Source organism: Pleomorphomonas oryzae DSM 16300 (assembly GCF_000422965.1).
Classification (GTDB): Bacteria; Pseudomonadota; Alphaproteobacteria; order Rhizobiales; family Pleomorphomonadaceae; genus Pleomorphomonas; species Pleomorphomonas oryzae.
In genome coordinates this window covers 282,716-301,203 of sequence record NZ_AUHB01000005.1, presented here as the reverse complement: position 1 = coordinate 301,203, position 18,488 = coordinate 282,716, and the positions used below count along the sequence as shown (strand labels likewise).

The following is an 18,488-nucleotide window of genomic DNA, read 5'->3' as shown; positions in this document are numbered from 1 at the left end:
ATGGATGGGCTTGTGAGGCCACAGGCCGCGTTGTTCCGCCGACATCGTCGAGCGGAACGGTCGGCCGTGGCGCTTAACGCCACGGCCTGCCTGGGATCGTCACTTCTTCGCTTGAGCGGCCAGCGCGGCCTCGCGGATCTTGCCCACGGCCTGATCGGGCGTCAGCGTCCGATTCAGCACCTCGACCGTGGCGTTCATGTAGGCGTCGGCAACGGTGGACTCGAGAAGCGCATCCAGAACGTTGACGCCCTGCTTCAGAGTGCCGACATCGCGCGCGATGTCCTTGAAGCTGGCCGGAACACCCTGCGCCTTGTCGACGAGCTTGGCGTTGGAGGGCAGGAACTGCACCTTTTCCGCAAACTTCAGGCCCTGCTCGTCGGATACCAGGAAGCTCAGCCACTCCACAGCTTCCTTCGGATGGGCGGATTTGGCGGAAACCTGATAGCCTTCCGGTACCAGGAAGTTGGCATCGAAGCTGCCCTTACCACCATCCATCAGCGGGAGACGGAAGAAGCCATAGTCGGTGAAGCCCGCCGCATCGAGCCCGGAGGTGCACCAAGTGCCGCAATACTCCATGGGTGACGCCTTGGTGGCGAACATCGAGTCGGCAATGGCATATTCGGTGGCGTTCGGAGCATCCTCAAAGCAACCGGCGTCCTGAAGATCGACCAAAGCCTGGAAGGCCTTGGCATAGCCCGGATCGGTGTAGAGCTGGTCGGCCGGCCGCGACAGATCGTAATCCGCCGCCGTACCGGCGACACCCATGGCACGCTCGTTGAGCATCGTCATCCAGTGGATGGCCTTCCAACGGGTCTTGTTGCCGAGGGGCATCGGCACGGTGTTGGGATCGATCTTGCGGATCGCCTTGCACAGGTTGCCCAACTCGCCGAGCGTCTTCGGGATCTCGAACTTGTGCTCGGCGAAATAGGCTTTGTCATAGAAGACGTATTTCGAGACGGCATCGGCGGCGACGCCGTAAAGGCGGCCATCATAGCGGAAGGCGTCGAGCCACCCCTCCGGAAGCACCTTGGCGAAACCGCCAGGAGCATTGCCGAAGTCAGTGATGTCCAGCGCCAGCTTATCCTTCACGAGTTGCTTGGCGCGGTCACCGGACCAGTTGAAAAACACGTCAGGACCATCGGAACCGACAAGCGCCACCTTCAGGGCCGTCTTGTAGGGATCGCCTGGAAATATCTGATGCTCGATGGTGACGTTGGGATGTGTTGCCTTGAAGGCTTCAGCAGCCTCGGCGATGAATTCCTTGTAGCCGCTGTTGTCGAGAGTCCACATCTTGAGGACGATGTCTTCGGCGTGGACGGGGGAAACGAGAACTGCGGCACCTAGGAGTGCGCTGGCGACTAGGCGCACCTCTCCATTCAAGTGGAATTGCATGGAAATCTCCCTAACCCTCTAGAATGAAACGACACATAGTTTCCGTCTTATCGCGGACGCCCATCGGGCTCTTTAGTATCGAACCGTTTCGATTGCATCGTATAATCGCTATCCCGGCTTGACAAGCATCGAACTATCATCGAACAGCAGTATATGGGGCGGTTTTGGCGATCCGGGTGGATGGATCCATTATATATCCGTCTCTCAGTCACGTTCGGATAGGTGCTGGACGGCGGTTTAGTAGAAACGGTTCGATAGGAAAGGCCGAGCGAGTTGGCGACGATCAGGGACGTAGCCCGTCATGCAGGCGTTTCCATTTCCACGGTCTCGCTTGCCCTCAATGGTACGGGACCGGTGAGTGAGGAAACACGCGCGCGCATCGAGGCGGCGGTGGCGGCCGTCCGCTATTCACCCAACCTCATGGCGCAGAACCTGAAACGCGGTCAGTCCAAGCTGGTCGGCATGGTGCTTGGCGACGCCGGCAACCCGTTCTTCGGCCGGCTTTTCGGCACGATCGATCGGCAGATTTCCGATAACGACCACATGCTGATCGTCGCCAATCTGGATTCCCATCCCGACCGCGAGATCCGTACGCTGAATTTGCTGAAGCGCCATCGAGTGGCGGGCATCATCATGACGCCGCTGCGCAACGATCCCGAATACGCCGCCTATCTCAACGAAATCGACGTTCCCGTCGTGCTGGTCGACCAGGATGTCGATGGCACCGAACTCGACTTCGTCACCTCCGACCACCATCGCGGCACGGAGATGCTGACCGAGTACCTGATCCGTCTCGGTCATCGTCGCATCGCCTATATCGGTGGACAGCAGACCATGTGGGTCGCAACACGCCGCCTGGAAGGCTTTCGCGCCGCCATGGCAGAGGCCGGCCTGCCGATTGAGCCGGAGCTCGAGATCGTTGCCGACTACAGCGCCGAGCTCGCCTATGAGAACGTCATCCGTCTGATGTCGGCAGCCGAGCGCCCGACAGCCATCTTGGCGGCCAACAACTATATGGCCATCGGCGCGCTGCAGGCCGTGAACGACCTCGGCTTTCGCTGCCCGGACGACGTATCCATCGCCGGCATCGACGTGGTGCCCTGGAGCAGCATCGTCATGCCGCGGATCACCACGGTGGACCAGCCGGTCGAGGAACTCGCCCGCGTCGCCTCACTGTGGATGATGGAGCACGTGCGCGGAGAAGCGACCTCGGACGGTCAGCGACGTCGCTACATCGCCGAACCGAAACTGGTCATCGGTCATTCCTGCGCTCCACCGCCGAAATGACACGGCGAGCCTTCGGCGTTGAGGACAATCTCACTCGGTAAAACCGCAGTTCAAGTGAGCGGCTAGTGCGTGTCGGTCTGGCCACGGGGCAGCAGGACTAGCACCAGAACACCGAGCAAGCCGGCGGCGGCGCCAAGCATCGATGTGCCAGCATAGCCACTGACCGAGGTTCCAAGCGAGAACATGATGGCGCTGAGACCGCCGCTCAGGAAGATATTGACGGCGATCAACGAGCTTCCGAGGCCGGCGCGGCGGGCAATCAGATTTTGCAGATAGGTGATGGGAATGGAGATGATACCGGCAGCTCCAAGGCCGGAAACCAGCGTCAGCAGGTAGACGCTGGTCGTGTCGCGGACGAGGCCCAGCAAGAGCAGATAGAAGCTGTAGACGACCGCCGATGCCGCTATCGCCCTGACAGACGAGGTGCGCACTTCGATCCAGGACCAGACGACAATGAATACCATCTCGAGCAAAGCCACGATGCCGACCACCGTGCCGACGTCGGCCGGGCGACCACCGGCCTGCCCGGTGACGATCAAGGGCAAAACGGCCGCGTTGACGTGCAACATGCTGGTGATCAAGGCGATGGCAATAAGGTGAGGCCAGACTTCGCTGAAGCCGAGACGCTTCAGCGAGGCGAGGAAAGCATAGGATTGTTCCTGCCGAGCACCACGATCACTCGTCTCCCTGCCGACCAATTTGGCGAACAGCAGGAAGCAGACTCCGCAGGCCAGCCCGGCCAGCAGAAAGGCCGGAAGCATGCTCGAACTCCCCGCCAAGGCGTAGCCGACGAGGCCGGGCACCAGCACCCACGACGCCGAGATAACGGCGCGGATCGCCGAGTTCACGGCCACCATGTCGCGTGGTGCGAGGGCCTCCGAACTGACGCGGACATAGGCGAAGATGAGGGAGTTGAGAGCGCCGAACACCGGGATCAGGACGAGAGACGCGAGTGTGAAGACGGCGACAGTCGGGAAGAGATAGACCAGCAGGTAGCCGGCCATGCCCGACAGGCAGATGGCGAGCATGGGTGGGCGGAAACGACCCAATCGATCCGCCAGGATGCCGGCCGTGACGCTGGCCGTCACGTTGACGACGGCGGCGCAGAAGACAATGGCCGCGAAAGCCGCATTGCTGAGGCCCAGCTCGTGAATGCCGATCAGCGAATAATAGGGCGATGTCGCTGCCCCGGTGAACCCGAAGAAGAAGATGCCCAGGGCACTGACCCGTAGGCGGGGATTGCCATAGACGATTGAAAAGGCCGACCGCATCGAAGCCTCTGCGTCAGAATGGGACCGGACGGCCGGCGGGAACGACAGTTTGCGCCGACCTCACCGCCAGCGCGCCGAGACGGCGGCTCTGGCCCGGTAGTCGAAGCCCTTCACAAAGGGGTAGATGGGTTGCACCCGCCGCTCCGATACGAGCGCCTCGATATCCTGGTTGATCACCCCATCGGTGAGTGCCATCAGGTTTGGATTGGCGATCGGTTGCAATTCCGGCGACAGGTATCCCGATTTGACGACGACAAGCCGTGCCGCATGCGGATCGAGCCCGAGGCGCGAGAAATCGGCGATGTTGTGATAGGGACGCCGGCGCGCCGCCAGCACCAACGTGATGCCGCCGACGGCAACGACGGCCTGCCGCTCGGCCGGAACGTCGCCTTCGTCAAGCCTGATCACGCGTGCCTTGATCGCCGCACGCGGTGAGGCCGGATCGAGGGTTCCTCCGACGGAAAGCTGTAGTTCGGCACCGACCCCGGCCGCAAAGCAGGCCTCTGTCGCCGGCCGATCGGTGATGCCGGCGAGGATAGCTCCCTCGAAATCGCGCGCCAGCAGGTCGTTCAGCACATCGGCACGGTCTCCGACGCCGCCGCCCGTCGGGTTGTCACCGGAGTCGGCCAAGATCACCGGGGAGGTGGTGGCCTGCTCCGCCAGATCGAGCATGCCTTGCAACGGACCGGTGATAGGCCCGAACCGGAACGCCTCGCGTGCCCTCCAATAAGCATCGGCAATTGCCTCAGCCGCTTGCCGGGCGGCTTCACGGTCGACCCCGGTCACCACGACGCAGGCGGTGGCACGCGGCTCGTCGGCCCAGACGTAGCCGACCATCAGGTTGGCATCCCAGACCCCGGGCCGTCGGTCGAAATCAGGCAAAGCCGCATAAAGGCTTTTGGCCGGCTCGTCTTCGGTGGAGGTCCGCTCACCCGGCAACAGCACGGGTACGGGCGCCCAGGCGACGCCGGGCTTTTCGCCGGTTCTCAGCGTCTTGAGCAACATCGACCAGGCGCGAACCATGGTTTCGCGCACGTCGATATGCGGTGCCGTGCGATAGCCGGCGAACATGTCGATCTGGTCGACGATCACCTGCGAAACATTGCCATGTAGATCGTAGCTGGTGGCGATCGGGCAGTCGGATCCGACAACCTCGCGGGCGGCGGAAATCCAATCGCCCTCGGCATCGTCCAGTCCCTCGACATACATGGCGCCGTGCATGGCGAGATAGAGCCCGTCGAGCGGGCGGGCAGCCTTCAGCCCGTCGAGAAACTCGGCCTTCAGCGCCTGATAGGTTTCGCGGGCCACCGGACCGCCGGGCACGGCACGCGCGTGCAGAAGCGGAAAATGCAGAACGTCCTCCGCCTTGAGGAAGCTGAAGGCGTCGGCTGACAGCAGCTCACCGCCGCGCAGCACGCGGAAATCCTCGCTGCGGGTCAAGGCCGGCGAGTAGGTGCTGCATTCGATGTGAATGCCACCGACGGCAATACGGAATGTCATAGGCCCACCCTCACAGCCGGGGACTCAGGCGAACGATGGCAGCAAAGCGCAGCCAGTCTTTGTTGTCGCGAGGTGTCCAGGCCGCTTCGGCGATCGCCGGCAGACGCGGGAAGACCAGATGGTTGAAGTAGTCGCGGCTGATGAAGTTCTCGGCCCAGATGCAGGCTTGCACGCCCTTGAGCCGCGGCTTCAGTTCCTCGGGAAACTCGCCGGCGGCCTCGAAGGTATAGGTGTGCTTGGGTGGCACCGTGCCGGCCCAACTGGCACCCGGCTCCTGCCAGGCTTCATCCTGCACCATGTCGAGATAATAGGCCTGACCCGGCGTCATCACCACGTCGTAGCCTTCTTTGGCCAGTTGGATGCCAACCTCTGGCGCCCGCCAGGCCATCAGCAACGTACCCTCCGGGGTGACGCCACCGCCGTGCGATACCTCGTCCCAACCGGCCAGCCGGCGGCCGCGCGCCTTGAGCATTTCCTGGATGCGCTTCATGAAGAAGCTCTGCAGCCCGAAGGTGCCATCGAGGCCGTGCTTGTCCATCAGGCTCCGCGCCAAAGGCGACGCCATCCAGGTATTATCGGCCACCTCGTCGCCACCGACATGGATGACAGGCGCGGTGAAGATGGTCACCATCTCGTCGAACACCTTGCCGAGAACATCGTAGGTCGCCTCGATCGCCGGATTTAGCGCGTTGTTGGGGTAGCCCTGGACAGAGCGGTAGCTCTCGGGCGCTTCCTGGCCATCGGCGAGGTCGGGCAGCGCCGCCAGCATGGCGGTGCTGTGACCGGGAATGTCGATTTCCGGCACCACTTCGACACAGAGGGAAGCCGCGTGAGCGACGACCGCCCTCGCCTCCTCTTGCGTGTAGAAGCCGCCGACCGGCTTGGCGCCATTACCAAGCTGGGGCAGCAACGGCTCGTCCGGCCCGCGCAGGGCGCCGACCGTCGTCAGCTCCGGGAAGGCCTTGATCTCCAGCCGCCACGCCTCATCGTCGGACAGATGCCAGTGGAAGGTGTTCAGCCGGAACCAGGCGAGAATGTCGATCAGCCGCTCTACATCGGCCGTCGGGAAGAACTGACGCGATACGTCGAGGTGACAGCCGCGCCAAGCATAGCGGGGAGAGTCCGCGATCTGGCCGGACGCCGGAAAGCGGAACATCTTGGGATCCGACTTGGCGCCGTGCAACAGGTGGGCGAGCGCCGTCAGAGCATACTGGCGCCCTGCCTTGCCGGCGCTGGAAAGCACGATCTCTTCTCGCGAAAAGGCGATCTCGAAGGCTTCGGGCGCAAGCTCTTCCCGCCTTGCAAAGCGGATCGGCCGGCCGCCTTCGACCGTTGCGAAAACGAAAGGCGCCGGCGCATCGGCGAACAGGCGATAATGGAGCGACAGCACATCGTCGACCGCCCTGAGGTCCTCAAGCCCGGTACCAGACACTGGATAGAGCGCGACGGGGATGAGATCGCCAGCGCTGAGGTCCACCTTCACCGGCCAGGGCAGCAGCGCGAACGGCTGCTTGGCTTCGCCGGCCGGCAGCAGTGCGGGTGCCAGCTCGCTGGGCAGGCCTTCGATCTGACAATCGATGACCGCCGCATCATGATGCGAACCGTCAGCCAGCGTCACATAGGCCGACTTGGCGCCGTCGGTCCGATGGCGCGCGCGACGCCACAGGCTGGCCACCGAGAAGCGCCAGGCGGCGCCGGGCTCCAGCACGAAACCGGCGGGCGGCGCGAACTGGTGGAAATTGGCGTTGCGCTTGAGAAGAACCGCGTTGTCGAAAACGCCCGGCTCCTTGACGCGTGTCAGCGTCGTGTAGGCGAGCTTGAAATCTCGGATGGGGGCGTCGGAGAGGTTGATCAGCGTGAAGTCCAGCGCACCGGCCGGATCGTTCGCGAGCGGGCGCCACGTGTTTTCAAGACGGAAGCTGGCTTTGGTCATGATCGTTCCCCATGCGCGGCTTTGCCGCTGCGTTTTTGCGACAAGGATGCTGATCGCCGATGCCTCGGCTGGCGACAGGACGGCACCGGAGCGCCATCCCTTTTCCTAGGACACGCGGTCAATAATGTTCGGACTGTGAAAAGGTATGGGCGAGCTCCGCCTGACCGGCGGTCAGGCCGCAGTCGACGGGAAGGCAGACACCGGTGATGGCGGCCGCCTGATCGCTGGAGAGAAAAAACACGGCATTGGCCACGTCTTCGGCCGAGGCGATGCGGCGCAGCGCGTACCAGCGCTTGACCTCTTCAAACACTTGCGGATTGGCGGCCGCCCGGGCTTCCCAGGCTTGGGTGCGGACCGTGCCGGGCGCAACGGCGTTGGCACGGATGCCGAACTTGCCATACTCGACGGCGATCAGCCGCGTCAGATGGATGAGGCCGGCCTTGGCGGCGCTGTAAGCGGGATGGCCGAACACAGCCATGCCGTTGACCGAAGCGATGTTGACCAACGAACCTTGGCTGGCCTTGAGCTGGTCCTCGAAGGCTCTGAACATCAGGAAGGAGGCTTCAAGGTTGAGGGCCGCATCCTGGCGCCAGATTTCCGGCGTCGTGTCGTGCAGCGATACCGCGCGTGCGGCGCCGGCGTTGTTGACCAGCGTCGTCACCGATCCGAGCGCGCCGATCTGTTTTACCACGACGGTGAGGTCCGCCCAATCGGTCACGTCGGCAACGACGGGCAGGAACTGACTGGCGCTGCCAAGCCCCTCGGTCGCCTTGCCGAGAGCGTCGGCGTCGATGTCGACCAGCGCGACGAGAGTATGGGAGTCGGCCAGACGACGGGCAATGGCCCGACCGATATCGCCGGCGGCACCGGTCACAACGGCGATCGAACCGCTCATGGGCGCGCGCCCTCGAAACGCGACATGTTCAGTCTCCCATGATCTGGCTGTTATCGGTGCCGTCGCGATGCTCGATCAGCTGCTGCTTGATCTGACGCAGCGTCACCGTCGAAAGCTTGCGGTTGCGATAGGCAACCAGGCTGGCGATGATGTCGACGACCGCAAGGTAGGCGAAACGGGTGGATGTCGGGCGGAAAATATTGTCGGCCTCCGGCAGGTCGATGGCGACCGTCATCTCGGCCGCCTCCGCCACCGGACTGTCGGGACGGGTTAGCGCGATGGCGCTGATGCCGGCCTCGCGCGCCAGGTTGAAGCAGCGAACCAGCGAGGCGTTGCGCCCGGAAAAGGAGGAGCCGATCAGGACGTCATTGGTGCGCGCCGCGGCCGTCAGCATCAGCTGCATGTCGTGGTCGCTGCAGGCGACCACCCGGGTGCCGAGACGAAACAGACGGTTTTGCAACTCAGACGCGACCATCGACGAACTGCCGCCCGAGCCGAAGGCGTAGACCATTTCGGCGCGGGCGATCCGATCGGCGATCCGATCGAGTATGTCCGGCTGTAGCGACCGGTGCGCCGTGTAGAGCGCGTTCTGCGCCTTGGTGATCACATCCTCGGCCACATCAGCGGGTTCGGTGCTCTTGGCCTCCGGATTGAGGTAGCGGACGCCGACATAGGCGGTCTTAGCGAGACGGACACGAAAATCGGCAAAGCTCTGGCACCCGAGCCGGCGACAGAAGCGGGTGACAGTGGGAGGTGAGACCTCGGCCCGTCCGGCCAGATCGATAATCGAGGCGCCGACGGCGAATTCGAGCTGGGTCAGCAGAATATCGGCAATCCGCTGTTCGGACGTCGAGAACTGCGGCCGCATCTCCTGGATCGTCGTAAAAATATCCATCAGCCCGACCACCCCTCCCCGGCTCAGCGCGCCCTGTAGGCGACGCAGTCGATCTCGACCTTGCAATCGACCATCATGGACGACTGCACGCAAGCTCGCGCCGGCGGGTTATCGCCGAAATAGCTGACGTAAATTTTGTTGAAGCTCCAGAAGTCGCGCGGATCGTCGAGCCACACGCCGACGCGGACGACATCTTCCACCCCGTAACCGGCCTCATGCAGGATGGCTATCAGATTACCGATCGCCTTGTGCGTCTGTTCGACGATGCCGCCAACAATCACTTCGCCATGTTCCATGGCAACCTGCCCCGAAACATAGAGCCATCCGTCAGCTTCAACGGCGCGCGCAAACGGCAGTTTCTGGCCGCCAGCTCCTGACTGGACAGCTCCATATCTCGTGATGGTCATGAAAGGCACGCCTGCAAAATGTTTTCTTTATACGTTGACAATGGACCATAAAAACCGGATTTCTGCCAGAGCTTTTTCAGTATAATGAAAAGAATTTAGAACCGGAGTCATCATGCGCGATCCCTTCCGTAACCCCTTCCCGGAGACCGACACCGCGCGTCGCACCATGTGGGACATGCTTGTTACGCGCGATATCGACGCCTACCTCAGTGCCGATTGGTCGATGGTGGCCGACGATTTCATTGAGGACGGCTTTCTCGGAATTTCCGGCAACAAGGACGCCAATCCCGACAAGTGGACGCTGGCCTTTCCGACGCTCGCCGTCTACCGCGACGAATGGTTGCGCCAGGCGCGCGAGGGGCTGAGCGTAGCTTATGGCGAGGACCCGCGCGCCGCCATTTTCCGTACCACACGGCTCGAGGACATCGACATCGTTGGCGAAACCGCCCTGGTGCGGAAAAAATTCGACGGCGGCATCCGCAAGGCCGACGGCGGCTTCGACGTCATGGCGTGGCAAACCCTGTACTATTGCCGTCTGCATCAGGGACGCTGGAAGATCGCCGGCTTCACCGGATATCTGCCCAACCCGATGGGCATCGCCTGAGATAAGCGGTCTCTTCGCGTCGCTGCCGGCATCCTCCGGCGCGACGCCGGGCTTTGACTTCTTCAGCCCGACACCTGCTACCAAACCGAGGCACGACCTTGCGTATCTTCACTGCCGCTCTCGCAACGGAAACCAACACCTTCTCTCCGATCTGCATTGATCGCCGCGCTTTTGAAGAGTCGCTCTATGCTCCGCCCGGCCAGCACCCATCGACACCGACGCTGTGCACCGCGCCGATCACCGTGGGGCGCAAGGTCTGCGCGGCGAAGGGCTGGACACTGATCGAGGGAACTGCCACTTGGGCTGACCCGGCCGGGCTGATCAACCGAGCGACGTTCGAGGAATTGAGAGATGAGATCCTCGATCAGCTCAAGGCGGCCTTGCCGGTCGATGCCGTGGTGCTTGGCCTGCACGGGGCCATGGTTGCCGATGGCTATCTCGATCCCGAAGGCGATTTGCTGGAACGCGTCCGAACGATTGTCGGTCCGGACATATTGGTCTGTTCCGAGATCGATCCGCACAGCCACCTAACGGCCAAGCGGGTTGCCGCCGTCGACTTCTTCGTCGCCTTCAAGGAGTTTCCCCACACCGATTTCGTCGATCGGGCGGAAGATCTCTGGGCGATTGCCGTCGCGACTCTGGAAGGCCGCATCAGGCCGGTCATGAGCGTCTTTGACTGCCGCATGATCGATGTCTTCCCGACGTCGCGCGAGCCGATGCGCAGCTTCGTCGACCGCCTGAAACAAATCGAAGCAACTGATGACGACGTGCTGTCGCTGTCGGTCATCCATGGTTTCATGGCCGGCGACGTGCCGGAAATGGGCACCAAGACCATCGCCGTTACCAATGGCAATCCAGCCAAAGGACAGAAGCTGGCGCGCGACCTCGGTATGGAGCTGTTCGAAAAGCGTGGAACCTACATGGTGCCGCAGATCGACGAGAAAGAGGCAGTCAGCCGCGCCCTCGCCGCCAAGACGCACCCGGTGATCATAGCCGATGTCTGGGACAATCCGGGCGGCGGCACGGCCGGCGATGCCACGGTGATCCTTGAGGAGCTATTGGCAAGGAGCGCCAGCAATGTTGCCGTCGGCCTGATCTGGGACCCCATCGCCGTGCAGATCTGCATGGCGGCCGGCGAAGGGGCGGAGATTCCGCTGCGCTTCGGCGCCAAATCGGCCCCCTTCACAGGCGATCCGATCGACGCCCTGGTGAAGGTCGTTCGTGTCGTGCCGAATGCCGAAATGCGCTTCGGCGACAGCGTGGCGCCATTCGGCGCCGCCGTCCACATCCACTTCAAGGGTATCGACGTCGTCCTGGGTACCGTGCGGGTACAAAGCTACGATCCGTCATTGTTTACAGCTGTCGGCATCGATCCGCTGTCCAAGGACATTCTGCTGATCAAGTCCACCAACCATTTCTATGCCGCCTTCTCCAAGATCGCGTCGGAAATCCTTTATTGCTCGGCCGGACGACCCTATCCTAATGATCCCGCCACAACGCCTTACCGCCGGGCGCGCCGCGACATCTGGCCGATGATCGCCGACCCGCATGGTACCGTTCGAACCAACGAGGCAGCCTCGCAATGACCGTCGTTACTCCCCGCGCTGGTGATCCGATTTCCGCCGTTCCGACGCCCCAGCCGGTTATCGACGAGGATCGCCTCGCCGCCAACATCGCGCGCGTCCAGTCCTACATGGATGCCCACCATCTGAATTTCCGGCCGCACATCAAGACGCACAAGATCCCGGCAGTAGCCGAGGCACAGCGGCAGGCTGGCGCTCGCGGCATCAACTGCCAGAAGATCACCGAAGCGGAAGTGTTCGCCGACGCGGGCTTCGACGACATCCTGATCACGTTCAACATCCTCGGTGCGGACAAGCTGGCCCGCCTTGCCGACCTCAACGATCGGATCTCCGGACTGAAGGTGGTGGCCGACAGCATCGTCACCGTCGATGGGCTTTCCGGCTATTTCGCCGGCCGCAAGCCGCTCACCGTTCTGGTGGAATGCGACACCGGTGCCGGCCGGTGCGGTGTGCAAACACCCGCCGAGGCGCTGACTCTCGCCCGGCGCATCGCCGGCAGCAACGCCTTGGCATTCGGTGGGTTGATGACCTATCCGAAGGCCGGAAGCGAAACCGCGACGGAAGCCTTCTTCGCGGAGACGCTGACCGGATTGAAGACCGAGGGTATCGACTGCCCCATCGTCAGCAATGGCGGCACGCCCAGCCTGTTCTCTGCCCATCTAGTGACCTCGGCCACCGAACACCGCGCCGGCACCTACGTCTATAACGACCGTTCCATGGTGCGAGCCGGCCACTGCACGCTCAACGACTGCGCCATGCACATCCTGGCAACCGTCGTATCGCGGCCGACGCCGGACCGCGCCATCCTGGATGCCGGCTCCAAAGCGTTGACTTCCGATCTCCTGGGCTTTGCCGATTTCGGGTTGATCGTCGAATACCCGGACGCCGTCATCACCGGCCTCTCCGAAGAGCACGGCACCGTCGATCTGTCCAAGGTATCGGGCCGACGCCCGGAGATCGGCGAGCGCGTCCGCATCGTGCCGAACCACACCTGCGTGGTGTCCAACCTGTTCGACCGCATGGTCTTCCATCGCAACGGCGTCGTGACGCGCGTCGAGCCGGTGGCCGCTCGCGGTCTCGTCTGGTAGGCAGCCGCCGGCGCGAAATGAAAGCCAATATCAACGAAACGGCTCCGCGATAAAGTCTGTCGCGGAGCCATAAGTTCGGGTGGCCACCGCCGAAGCAACCGAATGCACGGCTCTGATTATGCCTCAGGATTCAGCGTGGGCATGCCGAGTTCGGCGAGATTGACCCGGCGATCGAGAGCCCAACCATCGGCGTCGAACAGGTGGCAGTCCTCCGCCTTGATGCCAACCTTCAGTTCGTTTCCGGCCTGCACCGGAGCCGAACCAGGCAGCAGGGCGCAGAAGGGCTCTCCGGTTGGCAGGTTGGCATAGGCGATGGTGTTGATGCCCAGATGCTCGATGACCGCCGGTATAACTGAAACATTGATGTTTCCCCCGCCCAGCTGCAGGTGCTCCGGCCGGATGCCTAGGGTCATCGCCTTGCCGACGAGGTACTGTCGCGGCGCCACAGGGACCAGCATCGACTGCCCCGCGAACTCGACGGTGACGCCTTCATCGCTGGTACCGGTACAGACCACCGGCAGGAAGTTCATCTTGGGATTGCCGATGAAGCCGGCGACGAACAGGTTGCGCGGCTTGTGATAGAGTTCCAGTGGCGCGCCGACTTGGGCAATATCGCCGGCATTCAGCACCACGATGCGATCGGCCATGGTCATGGCCTCGATCTGGTCGTGGGTGACGTAGATCATCGTCGCCTTGAGCTGGGCATGCAGCTTGCTGAGCTCGAGGCGCATCTCGGCGCGCAGCGCCGCGTCGAGATTGGACAGCGGCTCGTCGAACAGGAAGATCTTGGGTTCGCGCACGATGGCCCGGCCGATGGCGACGCGTTGGCGTTGGCCGCCTGAGAGCATACCGGGCTTCTGCTGCAGCCGCTTGTCGAGCTGCAGAATCTTGGCGACCCCCTCGACCTTCTCGCGAATCTTTTCTTCGGGAAGTCTTTCCACCCGCAATGGAAAGGCGATGTTCTCGAACACCGTCATGTGCGGGTAAAGCGCATAGGACTGGAACACCATGGCAATGCCACGGTCAACAGGCGGCTTGTCGTTGACCCTGATGTCATCGATGACGATATCGCCGCTGCTGGTCGAATCGAGCCCGGCAATCATCCGCAGGAGCGTCGACTTGCCGCAGCCGGACGGCCCGACGAACACGATGAATTCACCTTCATCGACCCCGAGGCTAATGCTTTTCAGCACCTCGTAGCCATCGAAGGACTTGTTGACCTCTTTGAGTTGTAGCTGCCCCACGGCTCTGGTTCTCCGCGAAGCTCGACCATCGCTGACCGGCTTCCATTCCGTCGATTGGAGATCCCGCGAGCCGGACCGGCTCGCGGGACGTTGGCAGGATTACTTGTACTGCTCGAGATCGGCAGCTGCTTTCTTGAGAGCGGCTTCCGGCTCGGCCGCGCCGGTCACGACCGACTGAACCATTTCGATCATCACGTTCTGGAAGCCTTTGTAGTCCTTGAACAGCGGCTCCGGACCACCATAGGCGATGCCATCGATGAACGGCTTCCAGGTCGGATCTGCCTTGACGAACTCGTCAACCTTGGGCGACGGACGCAGCGGGGTAAGGCCGGCACCGCCCTGCAGCTCATATTCGCCCTGCGGCCCTGGTGAGGTGATGAACTTGGCAAATTCCGTCGCCTTGCCCTCGACGCCGGTCCCCTTGAAGATGGCCAGACTGTCGGTGATGAGCAGCGTGCCGGGCCCCTTGGCCGACGGGCCGAGCGGCAGCGGGGCGACGCCCCAGTTGATCTTGGTCTTCTTGAGCAGGTTGGCCGCACCCGAGCCGGCCTGAATCATGCCAACCTTGCCGTCGAGGAAGATGGCGCGGATCTCATTCTGCTCATAGGCCGTCGCGCCTTCCACCGAATAGGGCGTGATGTCCTTGTAGGCCTTCAGCGCGGCGAGCACCTCCGGGCTGTCGAGGGTGATCTTGTCGCCGTCGGTCACCTTGCCATTGTTGGTGTAAACCCAATGCATGAACTGATGCATGGTGTTGTCGAAGGTCTTGGCCGGCAGGCCATAGCCGGCGATGCCGGTCTTTTCCTTGATCTGCTTGGCATCGGCGATTTCTTCGGCCCAGGTCTTGGGCGGCGTCTCGGGATCGAGGCCGGCGGCCTTGAACAGATCCTTGTTCCAGTAGAGAGCCTTGGTCGAGAAGGCGATGGGAATGCCCCACTGGGTATCCTGGAAGGTCACGGTATCGACGATGTTGGGATAATAGGTCTTCTTCTCGTCGTCGGTCATCGGCACGGGCACGATGAGGTCGTTCTCGGCGAACTGCTTCAGCGTGCGCGAGCCGACATAGGCCATGGCAACGGGGTTGCCAGCGACGGCAAGTGTGGTCGCCTTGTCCTGGCACTGGTCCCAGCCAACCAGCTCGGGCTTAACCGACCAGCCCGGATTCTTGCCTTCCCATTCCTTGATATATTTCTGATGGATCGGGTCGATGGTGTCACCGCAATAGATCCAGCTGATGGTTTGATCGGCGGCCATGGCCAGAGCCGTACCGGCCATCAGCATGGCGGCGGCACCGAGCGTTACTTTCGTCATCCTAGACATTGACTGTTCTCCTCTGGTTTTCATTTTGTCGAGTTTTCAGTCATCAAAGGGCGCCGGCCGATGATCCTGCGGTCCGAGTCCCTTACCCCACACCCGGCCCCGCTGCGGTGCCGGCATCTCATTCGGACTTACACCCCGAACGGAATTCTCACGATTTCACGGCGCCGGCGGTGAGGCCTGCCACAAGGTATTTCTGAAGGAAGAAGAAGACGATCATCACCGGCGTGATGCCGACGATGCTGGCCGCCATCAGTTCGTTCCAGGTCACTTCCTGGCGACCGAAGAAAGCGAACAGGCCAACCGACAGCGGCATGTATTCCGACTTCGAGTTGAACGTCAGCGCATAGATAAACTGCTGGGCATAGACCGTCAGAAAGCAGTTGATGCCGGCGATCAGAATGCCCGGCATGGCCAAGGGCAGAACCACGCGACGGAAGGTGTAGAAGCGGCTGGCACCGTCGGCGAAGGCGGCTTCCTCAAGCTCCTTCGGGATGCGCAGCATATAGGCCCTGAGCAGCCAGATGCCGGTCCCCAAAATGAAGGCGGTGCCGGGGACGATCATGGCGAAGTAGGTGTTGAGCAGCCCCGTTTCCCGCATCAGACGGTAAAGTGGGATGAGGAGCACGGCGCCCGAAAACATGTTGACCATAAGGAAGCCGCTCAGCGTGGCGCCACGTCCGCGGAACTCGATGCGGGCCAGCGCATAGGCGGCCGGAATGATCATGCAAAGCCCGAGGAAGGTGGCCACAACGGCAATGAAGATGCCGTTCAGGATGTAGAGCCACAGAAACGGCACCGTTTCCCAGATGCGGAAATAGGCGTCGAACGATCCTTCCTTCGGCCAGAAGCTGTAGGGAGATGAAAACAGCTGATGCATCGGCTTCAGCGAAACGAGAAAACCTTCCACGAACGGCGACAGCACGAAGCTGAGAAAGACGAAGATGCCGAGATAAATGCCGACCTTCTCGTACCAGGTGTACTTGTCGATCATGGCTCAGCGCTCCTGCGTGGCCGCAAGCTTGTTGACGATGCGGAAGTAGAAGAAACAGAAGACCGACAGGCACATCGCCACCAGAACGACCCGTGCCGAGCCCTCGCCGTATTTGTAGGACCCGAAGGCGGTCTTGTAGGTGTCGATGATCATGGTGGTCGTTTCGCCCGACGGGCCGCCGCGCGTCAGGATCCAGATGATGTCGAAGGAGTTGAAGGTCGAAATCAGCGAGATCATCGAAATGGTGATCAGCGACGGGGCAATCAGCGGCAGGGTGATACGGCGCAGGCGATAGAGACGGCTGGCGCCATCGACCCAGGCGGCCTCGTAAAGATCCTTGGGAATGGATTGAATGGCCGCCAGCATGTAGAGCGTGACCAGCGGCACGCCGATCCAGACGTCGGTAAAGATGGTGGCCCAGAAGGCGGTCGAACCATAAGCGAGGAAAGCGACCGGCCCGTCGACCAGCCCGAAGCGCTGCAGCAGGCCGGAAATCATGCCGAACTGGCCGTTGTACATCCAGCCCCACATGAAGATGCCGATGGCCATCGGCACGATCCACGGCGGCATGGTCAGTACGCGGAAGATCGCGCGGCCCGGCACCGCGGCGTTCAGCAGCGTCGCGCCAAGGACCCCGATGATCATCTTGATGGAGACCGAAAAGAAGGTCCACACGACGGTGCGGAGAATGATGACGTCGAAGCCGGACTTGAAAATCCTGACGTAGTTGTCCCAGCCGACCCAATTCACCGTCTTCTTGAGGGCGGTATCGGTGAACGACAGAATGATGGTATCGACCAGCGGATAGGCGACGATGGCGATGACGTAGATCAGCGCCGGCGCCAAGAGCATCCAGGCGAAGATGGCGGCGCTGCGACTGGCATTCATGCTATCGCCTCCCTCAGCCGTTCATCGATCGCTTGGCGCTGCCATGCAGGCAGGCGTCATAGGTCGCCCAGATCGGCGCGAGATCGACCACCTTGTGCGCCATGCGGGCCTCGTCCATGGCGAGCGCCAGTATGCCGGCCTCGATGGCATCGAGAGCCGACACCGGAAGGGGGGCTCCTTTGACGACATGGGCAATGACATCGGCGGCCATCTGCTCGTCGGCGCCGTAATGCTGCGATTTGGCGGAGGGGGCCTGATAGGAGTTCGAGATGAGCTTTTCGCTGTCTATGGCACGATGGACCCTGAGGAACCCGCGAACGAAATCGCCCTCGGCCATGCCCTTGGCTCCGACGACGCAAAAATGCCGGTAGTCGTCGGGCACGTTGAGATTGGTGTGGAAGGTCAGCGAGGCACCGTTGTCGTATTCGACGATGGCCGTCTGAAAATCGATGATGTCGGCGTCGCTGTCGAACACCCGATCGGTGCCCATCCAACCGCTCGGCTTGCGATGATACACTTCGAGGTCGTTGACGCCGCGCGCCTGAGGCGCATTGGCCGGGGTGAAGCTGCGACGACCGCCGAAGCTGGACACGAAGCGCGGCCGGACTCCCATCACCCCGTTGTAGAGATCGAGATCGTGGCAGCATTTCTCGAGCATGAACCCGCCGCTGTAGTGGCCGTAGCGGCGCCAATCGCGCATGAAGAAGGCGCCGTGATAGGGCGGGATGTGCTCGGACGCCTCAATGGAAGCGATGTCCCCGAGAAGTCCCGACGCCTGCGCGGCGCGCAGGTCGCGGTAAAGCGGCGAATAGCGCAGCACCAAGCCGACCAGCAGGCGATCATGGCCATGTTTGGCCAGAAGACGGGCGAGCTCGTAACTTTCTTCGACTGACGCGACGATCGGCTTTTCCGAGAAAACCTTCAGGCCGGCTTCGAGACCGATACGAATATGCTCGAGATGCAGATGGTTCGGCGAACCGATCATCAGGAGATCGAGATCTTTCGCGGCGACGACGGCTTCAGGGGTGTCGAATTTCTGGCCCGGCGAAATGCCGGCGCGTTCGAGCTGTGGCAAACCGGCCGGTTCCGGGTCGAAGTAGCCAACGATTTCAAAATTGGGATCGATGTCCCTGAATGTCTCTCCGAGATAGCCCAGTCGGAAACCCAGACCGATAATGCCGACCCTCATG

At 62.1% G+C, this 18,488-nt stretch carries 16 protein-coding genes; 4 read left to right on the top strand and 12 right to left on the bottom strand.

The features are described from left to right. Positions 1-99 precede the first annotated feature (99 nt). Positions 100-1,392 (bottom strand): ABC transporter substrate-binding protein, encoded by a 1,293-nt coding sequence (locus tag G522_RS0110865; RefSeq protein WP_026791061.1) that lies wholly within the window; start codon positions 1,390-1,392, stop codon positions 100-102. 273 nt (positions 1,393-1,665) lie between these two features. On the opposite strand from G522_RS0110865, the gene G522_RS0110860 reads away from it, so the two are divergent. Then, on the top strand, positions 1,666-2,679 hold the full coding sequence (locus G522_RS0110860; RefSeq protein ID WP_026791060.1) for a LacI family DNA-binding transcriptional regulator: 1,014 nt from the start codon (positions 1,666-1,668) through the stop codon (positions 2,677-2,679). Positions 2,680-2,741: 62 nt separating this feature from the next. Here G522_RS0110860 and G522_RS0110855 read toward each other — a convergent pair whose 3' ends face one another. The 6 genes from G522_RS0110855 to G522_RS0110830 form a co-directional block, all read right to left on the bottom strand. Continuing rightward, on the bottom strand, positions 2,742-3,950 hold the full coding sequence (locus G522_RS0110855) for an MFS transporter (protein WP_026791059.1): 1,209 nt from the start codon (positions 3,948-3,950) through the stop codon (positions 2,742-2,744). Between the two features lie 60 nt (positions 3,951-4,010). Next, complete coding sequence (locus G522_RS0110850; RefSeq protein WP_026791058.1) at positions 4,011-5,450, bottom strand: M81 family metallopeptidase; 1,440 nt, start codon at positions 5,448-5,450, stop codon at positions 4,011-4,013. A 10-nt stretch (positions 5,451-5,460) separates the two neighbouring features. Beyond that, a complete protein-coding gene (locus G522_RS0110845; RefSeq protein WP_026791057.1) occupies positions 5,461-7,383 on the bottom strand; it encodes a beta-N-acetylhexosaminidase in 1,923 nt (640 codons plus the stop codon). Positions 7,384-7,501: 118 nt separating this feature from the next. Next, on the bottom strand, positions 7,502-8,278 hold the full coding sequence (locus tag G522_RS0110840) for an SDR family oxidoreductase (protein WP_026791056.1): 777 nt from the start codon (positions 8,276-8,278) through the stop codon (positions 7,502-7,504). Positions 8,279-8,306: 28 nt separating this feature from the next. Next, on the bottom strand, positions 8,307-9,173 hold the full coding sequence (locus G522_RS0110835; RefSeq protein WP_026791055.1) for a MurR/RpiR family transcriptional regulator: 867 nt from the start codon (positions 9,171-9,173) through the stop codon (positions 8,307-8,309). 23 nt (positions 9,174-9,196) lie between these two features. Then, a complete protein-coding gene (locus G522_RS0110830; RefSeq protein WP_026791054.1) occupies positions 9,197-9,580 on the bottom strand; it encodes a RidA family protein in 384 nt (127 codons plus the stop codon). A gap of 112 nt (positions 9,581-9,692) precedes the next feature. Between G522_RS0110830 and G522_RS0110825 the strand changes: the two genes are divergently transcribed. The 3 genes from G522_RS0110825 (at position 9,693) to G522_RS0110815 (ending at position 12,855) form a co-directional block, all read left to right on the top strand. After that, positions 9,693-10,184, top strand: coding sequence for a hypothetical protein (locus G522_RS0110825; protein ID WP_026791053.1), 492 nt, complete (start codon positions 9,693-9,695; stop codon positions 10,182-10,184). A 98-nt stretch (positions 10,185-10,282) separates the two neighbouring features. Next, complete coding sequence (locus tag G522_RS0110820; protein ID WP_026791052.1) at positions 10,283-11,770, top strand: M81 family metallopeptidase; 1,488 nt, start codon at positions 10,283-10,285, stop codon at positions 11,768-11,770. Next, positions 11,767-12,855 carry a D-TA family PLP-dependent enzyme gene (locus G522_RS0110815; RefSeq protein WP_026791051.1) on the top strand — a complete coding sequence of 363 codons (1,089 nt, stop codon included), beginning with the start codon at positions 11,767-11,769 and terminating at the stop codon, positions 12,853-12,855. Before G522_RS0110820 ends, G522_RS0110815 begins: the two co-directional genes overlap by 4 nt. A gap of 116 nt (positions 12,856-12,971) precedes the next feature. On the opposite strand, the gene G522_RS0110810 is transcribed toward G522_RS0110815, so the two are convergent. The 5 genes from G522_RS0110810 to G522_RS0110790 form a co-directional block, all read right to left on the bottom strand. Further along, positions 12,972-14,099 (bottom strand): ABC transporter ATP-binding protein, encoded by a 1,128-nt coding sequence (locus G522_RS0110810; protein ID WP_026791050.1) that lies wholly within the window; start codon positions 14,097-14,099, stop codon positions 12,972-12,974. 99 nt (positions 14,100-14,198) lie between these two features. Continuing rightward, a complete protein-coding gene (locus G522_RS0110805) occupies positions 14,199-15,410 on the bottom strand; it encodes an ABC transporter substrate-binding protein (protein ID WP_425414056.1) in 1,212 nt (403 codons plus the stop codon). A gap of 157 nt (positions 15,411-15,567) precedes the next feature. After that, positions 15,568-16,410, bottom strand: coding sequence for a carbohydrate ABC transporter permease (locus G522_RS0110800; protein ID WP_026791048.1), 843 nt, complete (start codon positions 16,408-16,410; stop codon positions 15,568-15,570). A gap of 3 nt (positions 16,411-16,413) precedes the next feature. Beyond that, positions 16,414-17,298: a carbohydrate ABC transporter permease gene (locus G522_RS0110795; protein WP_026791047.1), complete on the bottom strand. Its 885-nt coding sequence runs from the start codon at positions 17,296-17,298 to the stop codon at positions 16,414-16,416. Between the two features lie 13 nt (positions 17,299-17,311). Further along, positions 17,312-18,487, bottom strand: coding sequence for a Gfo/Idh/MocA family protein (locus tag G522_RS0110790; protein WP_026791046.1), 1,176 nt, complete (start codon positions 18,485-18,487; stop codon positions 17,312-17,314). Position 18,488 lies beyond the last annotated feature (1 nt).